The following is a 15,829-nucleotide window of genomic DNA, read 5'->3' as shown; positions in this document are numbered from 1 at the left end:
TATTATATTCCTGTCGTACCAAATCCTCCATTACGTTTCTTCAAACCGCCTTGATCCGAATCGGTTGTCAGATACTTGATGAAGATTGCTTGGGCTAGGCGTTCACCCTTTTTAACTTTATAGTCGACGGGAAAAAAGTTGATCAATTGAACGAATAATTCGCCTTCATTACTTTCGTTATTGTAATAATCAGCGTCAACGACTCCAATACCATTAGGAATTGACAAACCACGCTTCAAAGGATTGCTTGAACGACTGGCGATAATCATCACTTCATCTTCTTGCATGTAAGCTTTGATCCCAGTTGGTACGAGCACTGGTTTGATTGATTTTTGGACTTCATTAATTTTATCCTCATCCATTTTACCCTTGTTCAAGATAAATTTTAAAACATTTAAGAAACCAAATTTCCAAATTGAAGGAACAACGAAATCAGTTGCACTTTCTAGGTCATAGCCAGCGGCATTTTTAGTTTGACGAACTGGCAAATTGATACCTTTTCCCTCGTACTTTTTCACAATTTCAAATCCACGTTTTTTAGCCAAATTGAAAACTCCTTTTGCATTAGATAACTAAAATAATAGCATTTTAACCATTATAAAACTATTGATTCAACTGACTTTCTTCTTATAATAGAGTAATATTATATTAAACAATCGTGCAGGAGGTAATTTTATGGAATTAAATCATGAAAAAGGTCGTTTTTACTTAGTAGACAATGACAAAACAATTGGTGAATTAACTTATTCAACTGTTGAAGATGGCGTGATTTCACTTGATCACACTTTCGTCGATGAAGAATATCGCGGACAAGGTTTAGCTAAAAGACTACTCAACGCTGTCGTTGATTTCTCCGACTTAAAAGGTTTAAAAGTTGTTCCCGTTTGTGAATATGCCAAAGTTGCTTTCAAGATTCGTCCAGAAATCAGATTTGTTCTTACCGAAAATTACCAAAAGCTCTTAAAGGGGGAAAATTAGTTGAACCAAGATGAATTAAAGAAAGCTGTTGGCGTAAAGTCAGTCGATTATTTCAAAAGCAACTCAATCGTCGGACTTGGAACCGGCTCGACTGTTTATTTTATGATTGAGGAACTTGGTCGTAGATTAAAGGCTGGCGAAATTAAAAATATCACCGCTGTAACAACTTCTTCACGTTCGGAAAAACAAGCCAAAGAACTAGGCATTCCAACTAAAGATTTGAATGAAGTTGACCACATCGACTTAACGATCGATGGGGCTGACCAAATTGACAAAAACGGTCAAGGTATCAAAGGCGGCGGTGGCGCTCACCTACTCGAAAAGATGGTCGCTATTAACTCTAATCGCAACATCTGGATCGTTGACCAATCAAAAATGGCCGACACTCTAGGTAGTTTTCCACTTCCAACGGAAGTAATTCCTTTTGGCTGTGAAAAGACTTTTAAAGATTTAGAAAAAGAAGGCTTGAACCCGGTTTATCGTCTTAACGAAGATGGCAGCCGCTTCTTGACCCACAACAAAAACTACATCATCGATTTGAAGATCGGTACGATCAATCATCCCCATTTGTTGGCTGATTGGTTAGATCATCAAGTTGGAATAGTTGCACATGGACTATTTCTTGATATAGTTAATACTATTATCGTCGGTTATGAGGATGGACCAAAAGTAATCGACAATATCAGATAAGAAGGAGAATTTTTGTATGACAAAAGAAATCACATCATCAGATTTAGAAAAATTCCAAACTGCATTTGAAAATACACCAGGTTCTTCAGCTATTAAAAACGCTGTTGCTAACAACGGTCTTTTCAAATCAAGTGAAACTATGGCATCTAAAGTTGCTATGGACCCAACTTTCTCAGTTGAAATCGACACTGGTAAAGTTGCTGATCAAAAACAATCTGGCCTTTGCTGGGTTTTCGCAGCCTTGAATACAATGAGACACCCTCTTCAAGATAATTTCAAGATCAAGGGCTTCGAATTATCACAAGGTTACATGCTTTTCTGGGACAAACTAGAAAAATCAAACTACTTCTTTGAAAATGTTTTAAAGACAGCTGCACTTCCAACTGGCGACCGTAAAGTTGACTTCCTAATGGCAACACCTCAACAAGATGGTGGTCAATGGGATATGGTCATGGCTCTAGTTCAAAAATATGGTGTTGTTCCAAAGAGCGTTATGCCAGATACATTCAGTCGTACAAATTCTTCTGAATTAAATAACGTTCTTAATAAGAAATTACGTAAAGATGCTATTATCTTACGTGACCTTGTTAATGACAACAAATCTGAAGAAGATATCGAACGTAAGAAGAACGAACTTCTCAGCGAAATTTACAAGATCTTGGTTTACACAGTTGGTGTTCCACCTACAAAATTTGACTGGGCTTACCGTGATGACGATAAGAATTATCACAAAGAAGTTGGTATCACACCTCAAGAATTCTTCAAGAAGTATGTTGGTTGGGACTTAGACAGCTACATTTCAACTATCAATGCTCCAACAGCTGACAAACCATACAATCACGTTTACACAGTTGAAATGCTTGGTAACGTTGTTGGTGGTCGTCAAGTTCGTCACTTGAACCTTGAAAACTCTGACTTCAAGAAACTTGCTATCAAACAACTTCAAGCTGGTGAAACAGTTTGGTTCGGTAGTGATGTTGGTCAAAGTTCTGACCGTAAGATTGGTATCATGGACACAAACATCTATGACCTTGAAGGTTTACTCGACACAGATCTTTCAATGACTAAAGCAGAACGTCTTGATTACATTGAAAGTATGATGACACATGCCATGGTTATTACTGGTGTTGACCTTGATGAAAACGGCAACCCACTCAAGTGGAAGGTCGAAAACTCATGGGGTGAAAAAGTTGGTACTAAGGGTTACTTCGTTATGAGCGACTCATGGTTCGATGAATTCGTTTATCAACTAGTTATCAACAAGAAGTACTTGAGTGATGATCTCAAGAATACCTTCGAAACAGAATCTAAAGATCCTAAAGTTCTTGCTCCTTGGGATCCAATGGGTGCATTAGCTTAATTCTAATAATTTTTTAATGGTCCGCCAATTCTTATTTGAATTGACGGGCTTTTTGCATTACAGTTCTTTATAATAAGTTTTAAGAATACTAATAATTTTAAGGAGTGTCATGCATGAAAAATAACCAATTTGCAATTCGTCCCACAGAGTTTAACGATCAACTCAAAGAGTTAACTGAAATCGATTTTTTGGACAAAGATAATAGTTCCGAAACAGATACCATCAAACTATGGACAAGCTTTTTGAGTAAAGCTTTTATTGAAGATAAAACTTCAACTAGTTTTGAACAGAAGTTGAGCACTTACATGGCAACTCCAACTCAAAATTTGAGCGAATATTTAGATACTTCAACTGGTGTTTCAGTCGCTGCGTTTTACAATGTTGCGTTACAGTTATTGAAATTCAACCCGGATGTTGATTTCTCATTTGATGAACCACTTGCAGCAATGGAAAAAATTCAATTGTTGATTGCTGACCATCAAGGTGACAATTTCACTGTCCCCGAACTCAAATCAGCTTGGTACTGGTTGTTAGCCACTCACAACAAAGATGGTCAAACTTTTGTTGACTCATTAGCTTCAAAGGGTTACTTCACTAAATTTTATGGCAAGGTCACAAAACCACTGCTTTTCAACGGTAAAACATTACCAGTTTTCGATCCTCACAAGTTAATTCGCGAAGTAGTTTACGTTGAATCTCCTCAAGACAGTGACCATGACGGCAAACGTGATCTTCTCAAAGCGGAAATTTTGCGTCCTTACGAAACTGAACACGGTCTAAAGGTGCCTGTTTTATACACGGCTAGTCCTTACAACCAAGGAACGAACGACGAAACTGGCGAAAAACTAATGCATAACGTCAATGTTCCTTTGACTCACAAAGAACCTAACAATCTTAAATATGAGGATATTGAATATCACGAACCAAAGGCCGACTTACCTAACCCTCGTGTTATCAACGGTGAAACTAAAAAGGCTGAGGAAACTTTTGCTCGTGAGAGTTCTTATACTTTGAATAACTATTTCTTAGCTCGTGGTTTTGCAGTAATTTATATGGCGGGAATCGGTACTAAGGATTCTGACGGCTTTAGAACTACTGGCGACAAGGAAGAAACTATCTCAACCATTTCAATTATCAAGTGGTTAACTGGTGACTTACCTGCCTTCACCAATCGCATCGACAATATTGAGATCAAAGCTTGGTGGTCCAATAAAAAAGTTGCTATGACTGGTCGCTCATACCTTGGTACTTTGGCAACAGCTGCCGCAACTACTGGGGTCAAGGGCTTGAAAACTGTTATCAGTGAAGCAGCTATCTCCAGTTGGTACGACTACTATCGTGACGGTGGTTTAGTGATTGCTCCTGACGGCTTCCCTGGTGAAGATGCTGACGTTTTAGCTGAAGAAACCTTTAGTCGTCGCTTGCAACCAGGTGATTTCCACAATATTAAGGACGCTTGGGATAAACAAATCAAAGCAATTGACGCTGGTCAAGATCGTAACAGCGGTGATTACAATACTTTCTGGGACGCCCGTAATTATCACAAAGATTTCAAGAATATCACGGCTGACGTCTTCATGGTTCATGGTTTAAATGATTGGAACGTTAAACCTCGTAACGTTGAAAGACTTTGGAATGGTATCAAACATAACGGCGTTACGCAAAAGATCATTCTTCATCAAGGACAACACATTTACATCAATGCCTTTCGTTCAATCGACTATAGCGACATCATCAATCTTTGGTTGACTTACGAACTACTAGGTGTCGATAACCAAGCTAAAGAAATTATCCCTAATGTCATCGTTCAAGATAATGTTAAACCAGAGACTTGGACTGCTTATAAAGACTGGAGTAATGCTGACAATAAGGTTATCAATTATAACTTATCAAATGATAAACTAACTACACAAAAGGTAAATGAATCAACTGCCTCGTTCACTGACCAATTAAAACCCGCTGACTTTGAATTATACCGTGATAATAACGCTACATGGCAAAGTGATTTATTAGTTGGCGGCAAAAAACTAACTGGTCACCAATTGACTTTCAAAACTGAGCCTTTAACTAAAGACCTTTTACTCGACGGTAAAATCAATGTGAACTTAAAAGTTTCTTCAAGTAAAGATTTGGGAATGTTGAGTTTCCAAGTTGTTGACTTTGGAGATGCTAAGCGTTTGAACGTTTCTCCTAGTATCTTATCGGCAAACAGTCTTGCCTCAACTTATGACTGGCGTGAAGATAATTTACGTGAGTTCACTCTCGGTAAACAAACGTCTGCCAAAATGATTACAAAGGGTCACATTAATTTACAAAATCGTGAAAATAACTATAAAGTTGATGAATTAAAACCTAATATCTTCTACAATGTAAACGTTGACTTACAACCAACCTTCTTTAAACTAAAAGCCCGGCACCAATTAGGCTTGATCGTTTATGCGACTGACTTTGGTATGACTGTTCGCGGGAATCAAAATATTGAATACACAGTTCAACTGGATCAATCATCACTAATTGTTCCATTACATACAAACTAAAAAGCGGGTTAAGCCTTGATACGTTGGGAATTTAACTAGGTAAAAATAAGTGGTTCCATACCCTGGCACTTAATGTTACAATACCCGTTGAACTGTTTATTTTTGGAGATTATTTATATGGAAAAGACACAACTGAATTCAATTAAAAATAACCCCCATTCAAAAATGAGCATTGCTGGATTCTTAATTGCTTTAGGAATCGTCTATGGAGATATTGGTACTTCACCTCTATATGTAATGCATTCATTGATGGTTGGGAATGGTGGACTTGAAAAAATGTCCGCCAACTTTATTTTAGGCAGTGTTTCTTTAATTTTTTGGACACTGACCATAGTTACAACAATTAAATACGTGTTGATTGCCTTACGGGCTGATAACAACGGTGAAGGTGGAATTTTCGCCCTCTACACCTTAGTTAGAAAGCGGGCTAAATGGTTGATCATCCCAGCTATGATTGGTGGGGCAACCTTTTTAGCTGATGGAATGATGACACCAGCAGTTACCGTTACAGCGGCAATTGAAGGACTCAAAGGAATCCAGATCCATAACGCCGTTTTAATTAGCACCCAAAATCAGGTTATTATCGTAACCGTAATTATCCTGTCGACCCTGTTCTTTATTCAAAGATTTGGTACCCAAATGATTGGTCGTGCTTTTGGCCCAATTATGTTAGTTTGGTTCTCATTTCTAGGAATAATCGGCATCGTTAACCTTTCTGGTGACTGGACAATTATTCGTGCTTTGAATCCTTACTATGCAATTGAACTTCTGAGAAGTCCAATCAATATTCGAGGCGTCTTCATCTTAGGTAGTATCTTCTTGGCTACAACTGGTGCTGAAGCCCTTTATTCAGATATGGGCCACGTTGGTCGTCCAAATATTTATACTAGTTGGCCTTTTGTTAAGATTTGCCTATTGCTTAGTTATCTAGGTCAAGCAGCTTGGATCATCAGTGTTAAGGACAATGCGACTTTGCAAAAGATGGGTTCATCAATGAATCCGTTCTATCAATCAATTCCAGATGATTTTCGACTCTTTGGAATTCTTTTGTCAGCTGCCGCCGCTATCATCGCTTCACAAGCCTTGATTTCTGGTTCATACACTTTAGTATCTGAAGCAACTAAATTGAGAATGTTCCCAAGATTAAAGACTTACTATCCAACTAATTTCAAAGGACAACTCTACATTCCAACTGTAAACTCAATTATCTGGGTCGTTTGTTTATTCATCGTTTTCTATTTCAAAACTTCAGAAAACATGTCTAACGCTTACGGTCTAGAAATCACCATCACCATGTTAATGACCACGATCTTGCTTCACCAATGGTTGTTGATGAAACGAGTCAACCGACTATTTACAACCGTGATCATTGCCTTCTTCTTCGTAATCGAAAGTATTTTCTTCGTGACAAATAGTAATAAGTTCCTCCACGGTGCTTATATCACAATGTTCATTGCCGCCGTTTTAATCGCTGTAATGTTCGTTTGGAGATACGGAGAACGACTCAAGGACGATAACACTTACCGGAGCCATTTCGCTTCCTTATTGGCCTTTAAACGTCAATTAAACGATTTGAGAAAAGACCCAAGTTATCCACTCTACACAACTAACCTAGTTTACTTAACTCGTGTTCATGACGGCTACCGGATCAAGAAGAATATTCTTTATTCAATCCTCGATAAGCGGCCAAAACGAGCTCAAGTTTACTGGTTTGTAACTGTCAACGTTACTGACGAACCATACACGGCAGCTTACAGTGTTGAAACTTTCGATACCGACTATATGGTCAGCGTTCAGCTTTATCTTGGATTTAGAGTTGACCAAAAAGTTAATGTTTACCTTCGTCAAGTAGTTAACGACATGATGTCAAATGGTGAGATCAAATCTCAACCACAGAAATATACTACGATTCCTGACCGTGACGTCGGTGACTTCTCCTTCGTTATCATTAAAGAAGTCCTTTCACCTGACACGAAGATCAGTAACCTCAAGAAGAGTATTATTCATTTAAGACTCTTACTGCAAAAATTCATTTCCCCAGCCAACTGGTTCGGACTCTCTTACAGTGATGTAGTTGAAGAAAGAGTTCCATTGGTACTCGGAAAAGTTTCACTCAATCGTCTTCGTTTAGTTAGAAAAGATCGTTCTGCATTGAAAGATATTAAGATCGATGAAGAAATTGATGACGATGAAGACGACGAATAGTAGTTAACCGCCGTCTTCCGCAACAAACTAAATAGAATTCTATTTGCTAAAACAGAAAAAGAAGCTGTACCAATGTGAATAACATTGGTGCAGCTTCTTTTTTAGTCTCTCATAATCAAATAAAAAAAAGATTCTGTTTCTAAATTACTCTCTAAAAATCATAGCTACTAAATATTAAGACAACATTATCCAGACCATCAATCAATTTTATATTTACTATGAATAGAACCGTATCCACTTCATAGTTACCAAATCAACTGCAAAAAATTTTCTATCTAGTCTGGAGCAACAGCTCTGTTAGACGTTTTGGAACAACAAACACAATTATTTGTCTATTTTCATCTCCTGTTTATAATCTAAGACAATCAAAACTATAAGAGTTTTGATGAATTTTTCATAAAGAAGCGATTATTATGTTTACGTATATTCAAGTCATCGATAATAATTCAAAGAAATTTTGTGGCTATGTAGATTATCGGTTTCATAAGAATCAGCTTTCTATGACGATTACTCGTGGTTTTAAAACTGCTCATCACATCAATATCTCTATTGATCAAATAACTGACCTCTTGTTCGATAATTCCTTTGGCTATGAACGGATCAGCTTTATTTATCAGAACAAGAAGTTCTACATCATCAACAGTGGATATGGTGAAGCCAATTATTTTAAGCGTCATTTGATTCATTGCGTCAATGCCCAATAACCATTTCTATCAAAAAAACTGACATCTCATATGCCAGTTTTTTCATTTAATAAATATTGCTTGATTCCGTATGCAACTCCATCATGCTCGTTATCTTTAGTAATGTATTTGGCATGTTTTTTCAAACTTTCAAAACCATTTTCCATCACAATTGGTGTGCCAACATTTTGCAGCATCGAAAGATCATTCAAACCATCCCCAAACGCGGCTAACTCACTAGTTTGTAAATCCTCTAAATTCTTAATATATTCAATTCCTAAGTGTTTTTGAGCTTTAGTACTAGTTATCTCCAAATAAGTAGGTGTCGATTGATAGATGCTTAGATTGCCAGGATTAAATTTATTTAATTTGGTGACTAACTTTTTCATCTCGGTTTCATCAAAAGTTATCAACATTATTTTGAACACGCTTAACTCCTGTTCAAAAAGCGGTGCAAAGTCAGTCACAGTTGGCGTCTGTCCACCCATTTTAATTTCATACTCAATCCCTCGATCAAGCTTTTCCACATACCAATTGTTTAAGTCATAAAAACTGTAACTCGTTAACTTAAACTCATCCTTCACAATTTGAATAATTCGTTTTACTTCAGAAAATTCAATCGTTTCACTTTTCAAAGGTTGAATCTCGCCATCGACTTTCTTGAAAATCAAACCTCCGTTAAAACCTATCTGTGGCTCCGTCAGATGTAATTTATCGATTACCTCGACCATTTCTTTAGGAGAGCGTGCAGAAACTAAAGTGAAAGGTATTTGGCTATCTTCAATAGCTCTAACATTGCCATCACTAATTTGACAAGCGTTATTTAACAAAGTACCATCCATGTCAGAGAAAATATGCTTAATCATTTTGACCCACCTCATTTTTACTTTACCTTCAGTCTATCAAATTAATGATAAAAAATGAGTCCGGAGCCTATATATTTTTTTCCTTAAAAAAATAAGGCCATAGCAATCAAGTATGATTACCATGGCCTATTTTCACGCTCTTTTACGCAAATGATGTAGCAACACTACCGACAACAATCAAAACAATTCCGAGAATTGTAAATTTCATCTCACGGCTACTCTTCTTCTCTTTCAAGATGAAAATTCCACCAAACGTTCCGATAATAACGTTCAATTGTGTCCAAATGAAAGCGGAAGTATTTCCGTTAGCTTTAGCTGAGAAAATGTAGGCGAAAGCCGCAATTCCCCAAGCTACACCAGCAAAAATATTCAAATATTGTTCTTTTTGTTTAAATGATTTCACGTCTGTGAATAATGCAAAAATCATTGCTCCAACAAGAATTCCTAGCATTTCTGGTAAGAAGATGGCTGTACCGCTTTGATCCTTAACAATCGGCATATTTGGAAATGATGAGTAGATCCAAAATCCAACTGTTGTACAAAGTAAGAACATGGCATCTTTAAATTCCATTTTATTGCCTTCTGTGCTATCTGAAACGGATGTCAACAAAGCACCTACAACAACGATCAATAAAGCTATAATACCGATTATTTTAGATTGTACGCCACTCCAATCACCAAAGATCAACATCCCAATAATCGAATTACCGACTAATTGAAAGACAGTTGATAAAGGAACAGTTCCAGAAACGCCAATTCGTTTGAAAGAAATAAATTGTCCTATTTGACCAATCGTCCATAAAGCTCCACACAAGACCGAGAACCAAAAAGCAGTCGTATTAACAGCTGGTTGCGTAATTAAGTAAGCAATGAATCCAACTATGGTTGCTCCAGCACCAATTCCAAACATTTGATTAACTGGAGAGCCACCAATTTTTCCAGCGATGATTGGCATAAAGCCCCAACCGAGTGCTGGTATCAGTGCAATTAAAATATTCATAAAAATTTCCTCTAATTCAAAAAATATTGATACTTTTACAAGTAATAACTGTATGTATTAAAAACATAAATTCTAGAATAACACATTTATTACTTTTTTTGTTTATTTTGTCTACTTGGCATAAAACCTTTTCAAATATCTAGACCATTTAAATAGTGTACCTCATAATCTATAAAATGAAAGCATTTTATTTTGAAGAAAGTAGATTTTTTAAATAAAAAGGTCTCCAAAGTCTTTCAACTTTAGGGACACTACTTTTTTTGACGGTTACTACTAATAATATTTAAACGATCATCAAATTCATAAATCAAAGGCATTCCATTAGCAACTTCGACTCCATCAATATCTTGATCACTAATACCTTCTATATACTTGATCAAAGCACGAATCGTGCTACCATGAGCGACAATCAATTGATTTTTACCATCGAGTAAGCGATTGGCTACATGATCGACATAATAAGGAACGATTCGTTTATAAGCACCAAACAAGCTTTCTGCCACTGGCATGATTCTTGGTTCAAAGTATTTATAAGGGCCATCATTAGGATCCGGATGAGCTAATTTAGGTGGGACAGAATAGAAACTGCGTCTCCACAAATGGACTTGTTGCTCGCCGAACTCTCTTCTTGTTTCATCTTTATTCTGACCACGCAAGGCTCCGTAATGTCTTTCGTTTAAGCGCCAAGTCTTCGTGATTGGCACATAATTAAGCTTTAAATCATCTTGAATAATATAGGCTGTAATGATTGCTCGTTTCAAAACTGAAGTGTGAACGTGTTCAAATTCAAACCCCTGCAACTGCTTTGCGGCGTAATGTGCTTGAACTCTACCCTCAGTCGTCAAACCAACATTATTCCACCCTGTATATTGATTCAATGCGTTGGCTGTACTCTCACCATGTCTGACCATAACAAGTTTTACCATAAATAGACATTCCAACTTTCATATAAAATTACTTACTAATCTTAACACAATCTACCATCAGGAATTAATCTATCAACGAGTTATCTAAGCCTCGGGAACATTCAGCTTGTAAGGTTACATGAGTAATTTGAAATTTATCGAGTAACAATTTATCAACCACATCATACAAATGATCCAATTGATCCATGTTGCAAGTCTTTTTCACATTGATGTGCGCATCCAACATGATATGGTTCTCATCGATCATCCACAAATGAACGTGATGAACCTTAACAATTTCTGGAACCGTCAAAATGGCTGCTGAAACAGCGTCTAAATCAATTTTTGGACTAGCCTCCATTAAGATATTAACTGTCTCAATAACAACGCTGAAAGCCTCTTTTAAAAGCCAAATTGCAATTAGTATCGTAATTACTGGGTCGACCCAATTCCATTTAAACAAAATGACGAAAATTGAGGCTACAAACACACCAACAGAAGACAACGTATCTGACAACATATGTAGAAAAGTTGCCTTAATATTCAAATTGTTTTTCGAACCTGAAAAAAGAATCAACATCGACACAAAATTAGCAGCTAAGCCAATCAGTGAAACAATCATCATCAAAGATCCGTTAATCGACTGCGGCTGTGTCAGGCGTTTAAAAGATTCAAAAACCATCATAACTGTAATGACGACTAACACAATTGAATTGACAAACGCTGCTAAGATTTCTGCTCGCTTATAGCCAAAAGTTTTTTGGACATCATTTTTTCTTTGTCCAATCACGTTGGCAGCAAATGAGATCACAATTGAAAGTGAGTCTTCCAAATTGTGAAACGCATCTGAGATAAGACCTAAACTACCAGAAACGAAACCGCCAATAAATTCCGTAATTGTAATGATCACATTCAGTGCTGTGACATAAAAAAAGCGTTTACCTGTTACTTTTTCATGATCCATAACCAAGCCTCCTGCTTCTATCATAACAATCACTTAACGGATTATAAAAAAATTGAACATTTTTTCTTATGACGCAAAACGAAGCCAAATCAGTTAGATTTGACTCCGTTTCTTGAGTAGTTAATAAATTTGTAGATTCTTATTTTGCAAGTTTTGCAACAACTTTAATGGGATGAGCGACATCTATGATATCAGAGAATCTGTTGGTAACATAATCTCTCATACCTTCACGAGCTTCTTTTTTGGAAACATTATGACAAATGCGCTTTTTAGCAATTTCTTGCCCCTCTTTGCTCAAGAAATTACAAGTAACTTCATAATCGCCATGATTTCTAAACAACATCATCATTGCGACCCCCTTCTTTAAAAATAACATCTCATCAATATCGACCAGATATTTATACCACTTTTCAAAAGGCGGTTCAACACTTTTATTTAATTTTCCTTTTTTAAAAAATTCTTAGCATTTTTTAGTTAATTAATTGACGGTTAATAAATATGCTATGATGGTGGTGAAACATTATTGACGAATTATTTAACTGGGAGAAACGCTATGAATGGGCATAACAATAATTCTAGATCTAATATGACACGTGAGAGTTTTCGTCGTAAACACTTGCCATTTTACAAAAGAAAGCCATTTTATATCACAATTATTTTAATAATCGTTGTGATAATTGGTATAGTGACATTTTGGAAAATCAACTCCAAGCAGGAAGCCAGCAAGCCAACTTCTGAAACTCATAAAATAGAAAAGGTTGAAACTAAAAAGAAAACCAAAAAAGTGTCTCCTAAGAAAGTGACGCCTAAAAAGGCAAAAGAACAAAAAGTTGAAAAAGAGACTACACCGAAAGAGCAAGAAAGTGACAATCAGCAAACCGAAAAAACTGAGAAAAAGCCCCAAAATCAAATTAAAAATGCGGGAACTTATAACGACTTAACTTATGACACTGATTGGTATACCTTCAAAATATCTAACGAAGTAAAGTTAGTAAAAGATGCCAATGGTGACGCAGCTTTACTAGTTAAATATAACTACACCAATAAGACTTCCAATTCTGAAATACCACAACGGGTCCAAAACAATGCCATCATCTTAAAACAAGATGGTGAAACGCTTTCTCCAACCGGTGCCAAAGGTGATTACGCAGCACTGATTAATGCTAGTAATGGCGGTTTAGTTTTACCTGGCAAAAGCTTTGATGGAGCCTTGATCGTGAAAGTTAAGAATACAGACTCTGATGTCACAATGTACTTCAAAAATATTCAAACTAATGGCTTTCTCGATATGACACAACCACTAAAATTGAAATAAAAAAAGTCGGCGCAAGCCGGCTATTTTTGTACGGAGAAATTCTTTAACTGTTGATAAGAAATAATAAAAGCTATCACAAACATGAAGATAGTCGTATAAAGGGTAACCATTGAAAATTGCATTTGACCAGCTTCTTTCATCAAACTAGGTGAAAACATCGGAAACATATCCCGCAAAGCGTGAAGACCAATTACAATCCAAAGACTCTTCGTTTTAACATAAACGGTTCCAAACAACATTCCAATTGCTGAAGCGAAGATAACTTGTCCTGCGACATAGCCAATTGGTAACGATGCCAAATTCGTTAAATGAAGTGAACCAAATATAACACTAGAAAAAAGGACTGCTCCTAAGACATTTTGATGAAACAACTTCAATGCCAATCCTAACAAAAGCCCACGACAGATGTATTCTTCCGCCAGACCAATTGCTAGACAAGTTAAAACTATTTTAAATTTAAAAGTTAGATCTGGCGCTGTTAAAGTGGCTGAATTCAATAAAGCAATGATAATAAAAGCTGGTAATGCCGTATACAATTGCTGAAAAATCGTCGTATCTGTGCCTATCCATGACACATTTTCATGCAGATATTTCCAATTTATTAAGTAGGCAATTAGAAAAGCCAATAAATCAGCCATTATTTGTAAGATATCGTTATTAACGCGTTGATTACGCAATAAAAATGACAAAATAACCATCGACACGGGAAAAATTAGACTCGTGACAACTACTTTAGTGACGTTACTCTTCAAAATTTTCATAAATCCTCCTATCCCTTGTATTTAAGATTATATAGAAAAGTTGCTTGACATGGAACGCGTTCGATAAATTATTATTTAAGTGTTGAAATACAGGTTTACCATAAAACTAACCATGTTTTTAAAACCACCCTTCATGTATTTCTTAAATATTTATTTGTATAAAAAATAGCCGCCAATCCAAATTAGCGACTATTTCTGTTGTTTAATAACTTTTCAACTAAATCAGTTTGTGTAGACGTATTCTGCTCTCCTAATTGATTCCAAGTTAAATCAAATTTTAAAGTCTCATCATCGGTTTGAATAATTAAGTAGCGACATTGTGTAAATAAGGGAGTCTGTAAACTCCCACCATAAATTTCGTTCGTATTCATAATTTCATGTGCTTTTACAATTTGATACTGCTTGATTTTAGATAACGGTAGACTCTTCATTTTAGTAGCAAAAGGTAAATATATTAAACGTACCTTTTTCCACCAAGAACTAGCGTCAATGTAATGAAGATTCTTTTGATCAATAAACCAGCTTGCATTTAATTCTTTCGAACTTGGATATAAAACCAAGCTATCAACCAAAAAGCCACTCACTGCAAGAGCTACGCTTAATAAAACCCAATGAAAAATCACGAGTCCAATCATTCCAAGTGCTACTCCTAAAAAAATGCTGCCTAACAGAGGTTTGAAACTGGGTTTTCTGACGAATCGTAATTCGTTTTCCATATCAATCACCTTGACTGTTTTTGACTAACTTTAAGATAAGACATAATAGCCAATTTATCCAAAATTTTGTCCTAAAAACAGACATTTTGTCGCTGGTTGGCATAAAAAAATTTCTAGTGCCGTCTTCCGTAACAGCTCTGGGAAATAACTGGATAGAAACTTCTTTGTAGTAGATTTGATAAATTATGAAATGGATACAGTTCTATTCATTGGAAATGTAAAATTAATTAATATTTTATCGCCTTAATCTTTATTTGTTTTGATTTTTAGAAAATAATAAAATAGGAGTTTATTTCTTCTTTGATTTGATTATGAGAGACCAAAAAAGCTGTACTAATGATACTTACATTAGTGCAGCTTTTTTAGATTCAAATGGTACAAAATAGAATTTCTATCTAGTCTGGAGTAGCAAACTGTCATCTTTATTTTCTTTTGAAAGCTCGTCTGACAACCTGGAAAAATGTCAACGACTTAACGATATTCTCCGGTTTTACATATACCCGAATTGCCCTCAAAACCTTCTTTGGATCTTTCGAAGAGAATGTAAACATCCCGTTACTCTTGGTTTGCAATGCGTAACGCGGAATCCATCTACCCCCAAACATCACGGAAACGACCACTTTGGTAACTTCTGTCCATGGTATTTGAATATAATTGTTTACATCACGGTCGTCGTAAAATTCAAAGCCCTTATCTCCGACCATAATTTTCCCATAGTCAGTCAAACCTAAATGCGAAGTCCCTTGAATGACTAAATCCGATTTTGTATTCAACGATTGGACCAACTCATCACTTCCCTTACTTTGTTAAAAATATTATATAGCGAACATTTCATATTATCAAAAAAGA

General features: G+C 36.1%; 16 protein-coding genes. 7 read left to right on the top strand and 9 right to left on the bottom strand.

Going from position 1 to position 15,829, the window contains the following annotated elements; translation table 11 throughout:
* Nucleotides 1-2: 2 nt before the first annotated feature.
* Entirely contained in the window at nucleotides 3-545 is a 543-nt protein-coding gene (locus tag EGT49_RS08720; protein WP_135373523.1) for a dCTP deaminase/dUTPase family protein, read from the bottom strand.
* A 130-nt stretch (nucleotides 546-675) separates the two neighbouring features.
* On the opposite strand from EGT49_RS08720, the gene EGT49_RS08715 reads away from it, so the two are divergent.
* The 6 genes from EGT49_RS08715 (at nucleotide 676) to EGT49_RS08690 (ending at nucleotide 8,474) form a co-directional block, all read left to right on the top strand.
* Nucleotides 676-978, top strand: coding sequence for a GNAT family N-acetyltransferase (locus EGT49_RS08715; RefSeq protein ID WP_135373521.1), 303 nt, complete (start codon nucleotides 676-678; stop codon nucleotides 976-978).
* Entirely contained in the window at nucleotides 979-1,668 is a 690-nt protein-coding gene (gene rpiA / locus EGT49_RS08710; RefSeq protein WP_135373519.1) for a ribose-5-phosphate isomerase RpiA, read from the top strand.
* Nucleotides 1,669-1,684: 16 nt separating this feature from the next.
* Entirely contained in the window at nucleotides 1,685-3,028 is a 1,344-nt protein-coding gene (locus tag EGT49_RS08705; RefSeq protein ID WP_135373517.1) for a C1 family peptidase, read from the top strand.
* A 113-nt stretch (nucleotides 3,029-3,141) separates the two neighbouring features.
* On the top strand, nucleotides 3,142-5,565 hold the full coding sequence (locus EGT49_RS08700; protein WP_135373515.1) for a Xaa-Pro dipeptidyl-peptidase: 2,424 nt from the start codon (nucleotides 3,142-3,144) through the stop codon (nucleotides 5,563-5,565).
* Between the two features lie 117 nt (nucleotides 5,566-5,682).
* Nucleotides 5,683-7,770, top strand: coding sequence for a KUP/HAK/KT family potassium transporter (locus EGT49_RS08695; RefSeq protein WP_135373513.1), 2,088 nt, complete (start codon nucleotides 5,683-5,685; stop codon nucleotides 7,768-7,770).
* Nucleotides 7,771-8,183: 413 nt separating this feature from the next.
* A complete protein-coding gene (locus EGT49_RS08690; RefSeq protein WP_135373511.1) occupies nucleotides 8,184-8,474 on the top strand; it encodes a hypothetical protein in 291 nt (96 codons plus the stop codon).
* A gap of 26 nt (nucleotides 8,475-8,500) precedes the next feature.
* Here the strand turns inward: EGT49_RS08690 and EGT49_RS08685 are convergent, their stop codons facing one another.
* From EGT49_RS08685 to EGT49_RS08665, 5 genes are all read right to left on the bottom strand, one after another.
* Nucleotides 8,501-9,319 carry an HAD family hydrolase gene (locus EGT49_RS08685; protein ID WP_167849810.1) on the bottom strand — a complete coding sequence of 273 codons (819 nt, stop codon included), beginning with the start codon at nucleotides 9,317-9,319 and terminating at the stop codon, nucleotides 8,501-8,503.
* Between the two features lie 142 nt (nucleotides 9,320-9,461).
* A complete protein-coding gene (locus EGT49_RS08680; RefSeq protein WP_135373507.1) occupies nucleotides 9,462-10,319 on the bottom strand; it encodes a GRP family sugar transporter in 858 nt (285 codons plus the stop codon).
* A gap of 251 nt (nucleotides 10,320-10,570) precedes the next feature.
* Nucleotides 10,571-11,245 (bottom strand): 2,3-bisphosphoglycerate-dependent phosphoglycerate mutase, encoded by a 675-nt coding sequence (locus tag EGT49_RS08675; protein ID WP_135373505.1) that lies wholly within the window; start codon nucleotides 11,243-11,245, stop codon nucleotides 10,571-10,573.
* Nucleotides 11,246-11,309: 64 nt separating this feature from the next.
* Nucleotides 11,310-12,188 (bottom strand): cation diffusion facilitator family transporter, encoded by an 879-nt coding sequence (locus EGT49_RS08670; protein ID WP_135373503.1) that lies wholly within the window; start codon nucleotides 12,186-12,188, stop codon nucleotides 11,310-11,312.
* Between the two features lie 139 nt (nucleotides 12,189-12,327).
* The gene (locus EGT49_RS08665; RefSeq protein WP_246013822.1) at nucleotides 12,328-12,537 is read right to left on the bottom strand and encodes a hypothetical protein; all 210 of its coding nucleotides are present in this window, start codon (nucleotides 12,535-12,537) and stop codon (nucleotides 12,328-12,330) included.
* Between the two features lie 204 nt (nucleotides 12,538-12,741).
* Between EGT49_RS08665 and EGT49_RS08660 the strand changes: the two genes are divergently transcribed.
* The gene (locus EGT49_RS08660) at nucleotides 12,742-13,503 is read left to right on the top strand and encodes a DUF5067 domain-containing protein (protein WP_135373501.1); all 762 of its coding nucleotides are present in this window, start codon (nucleotides 12,742-12,744) and stop codon (nucleotides 13,501-13,503) included.
* Nucleotides 13,504-13,523: 20 nt separating this feature from the next.
* On the opposite strand, the gene EGT49_RS08655 is transcribed toward EGT49_RS08660, so the two are convergent.
* From EGT49_RS08655 to EGT49_RS08645, 3 genes are all read right to left on the bottom strand, one after another.
* Nucleotides 13,524-14,264 carry a CPBP family intramembrane glutamic endopeptidase gene (locus EGT49_RS08655; protein WP_135373499.1) on the bottom strand — a complete coding sequence of 247 codons (741 nt, stop codon included), beginning with the start codon at nucleotides 14,262-14,264 and terminating at the stop codon, nucleotides 13,524-13,526.
* 182 nt (nucleotides 14,265-14,446) lie between these two features.
* Nucleotides 14,447-14,980 carry a hypothetical protein gene (locus tag EGT49_RS08650; RefSeq protein WP_135373497.1) on the bottom strand — a complete coding sequence of 178 codons (534 nt, stop codon included), beginning with the start codon at nucleotides 14,978-14,980 and terminating at the stop codon, nucleotides 14,447-14,449.
* Nucleotides 14,981-15,402: 422 nt separating this feature from the next.
* Nucleotides 15,403-15,765 carry a DUF956 family protein gene (locus tag EGT49_RS08645; protein ID WP_135373495.1) on the bottom strand — a complete coding sequence of 121 codons (363 nt, stop codon included), beginning with the start codon at nucleotides 15,763-15,765 and terminating at the stop codon, nucleotides 15,403-15,405.
* Nucleotides 15,766-15,829: the final 64 nt, after the last annotated feature.

The sequence above is a fragment of the Companilactobacillus suantsaicola genome, from assembly GCF_004745525.1.
GTDB classification, from domain to species: domain Bacteria; phylum Bacillota; class Bacilli; order Lactobacillales; family Lactobacillaceae; genus Companilactobacillus; species Companilactobacillus suantsaicola.
This window is presented reverse-complemented; position numbering and strand designations above follow the sequence as displayed.

Excerpts from the sequence above, each read along its gene's own strand:
- EGT49_RS08715 (WP_135373521.1), top strand. The coding sequence starts at position 676 with ATGGAATTAAATCATGAAAAAGGTCGTTTTTACTTAGTAGACAATGAC.
- EGT49_RS08705 (WP_135373517.1), top strand. The coding sequence starts at position 1,685 with ATGACAAAAGAAATCACATCATCAGATTTAGAAAAATTCCAAACTGCA.
- EGT49_RS08700 (WP_135373515.1), top strand. The coding sequence starts at position 3,142 with ATGAAAAATAACCAATTTGCAATTCGTCCCACAGAGTTTAACGATCAA.
- EGT49_RS08695 (WP_135373513.1), top strand. The coding sequence starts at position 5,683 with ATGGAAAAGACACAACTGAATTCAATTAAAAATAACCCCCATTCAAAA.
- EGT49_RS08690 (WP_135373511.1), top strand. The coding sequence starts at position 8,184 with ATGTTTACGTATATTCAAGTCATCGATAATAATTCAAAGAAATTTTGT.
- EGT49_RS08685 (WP_167849810.1), bottom strand. The coding sequence starts at position 9,319 with ATGATTAAGCATATTTTCTCTGACATGGATGGTACTTTGTTAAATAAC.
- EGT49_RS08680 (WP_135373507.1), bottom strand. The coding sequence starts at position 10,319 with ATGAATATTTTAATTGCACTGATACCAGCACTCGGTTGGGGCTTTATG.
- EGT49_RS08675 (WP_135373505.1), bottom strand. The coding sequence starts at position 11,245 with ATGGTAAAACTTGTTATGGTCAGACATGGTGAGAGTACAGCCAACGCA.
- EGT49_RS08670 (WP_135373503.1), bottom strand. The coding sequence starts at position 12,188 with ATGGATCATGAAAAAGTAACAGGTAAACGCTTTTTTTATGTCACAGCA.
- EGT49_RS08665 (WP_246013822.1), bottom strand. The coding sequence starts at position 12,537 with ATGATGATGTTGTTTAGAAATCATGGCGATTATGAAGTTACTTGTAAT.
- EGT49_RS08660 (WP_135373501.1), top strand. The coding sequence starts at position 12,742 with ATGAATGGGCATAACAATAATTCTAGATCTAATATGACACGTGAGAGT.
- EGT49_RS08655 (WP_135373499.1), bottom strand. The coding sequence starts at position 14,264 with ATGAAAATTTTGAAGAGTAACGTCACTAAAGTAGTTGTCACGAGTCTA.
- EGT49_RS08650 (WP_135373497.1), bottom strand. The coding sequence starts at position 14,980 with ATGGAAAACGAATTACGATTCGTCAGAAAACCCAGTTTCAAACCTCTG.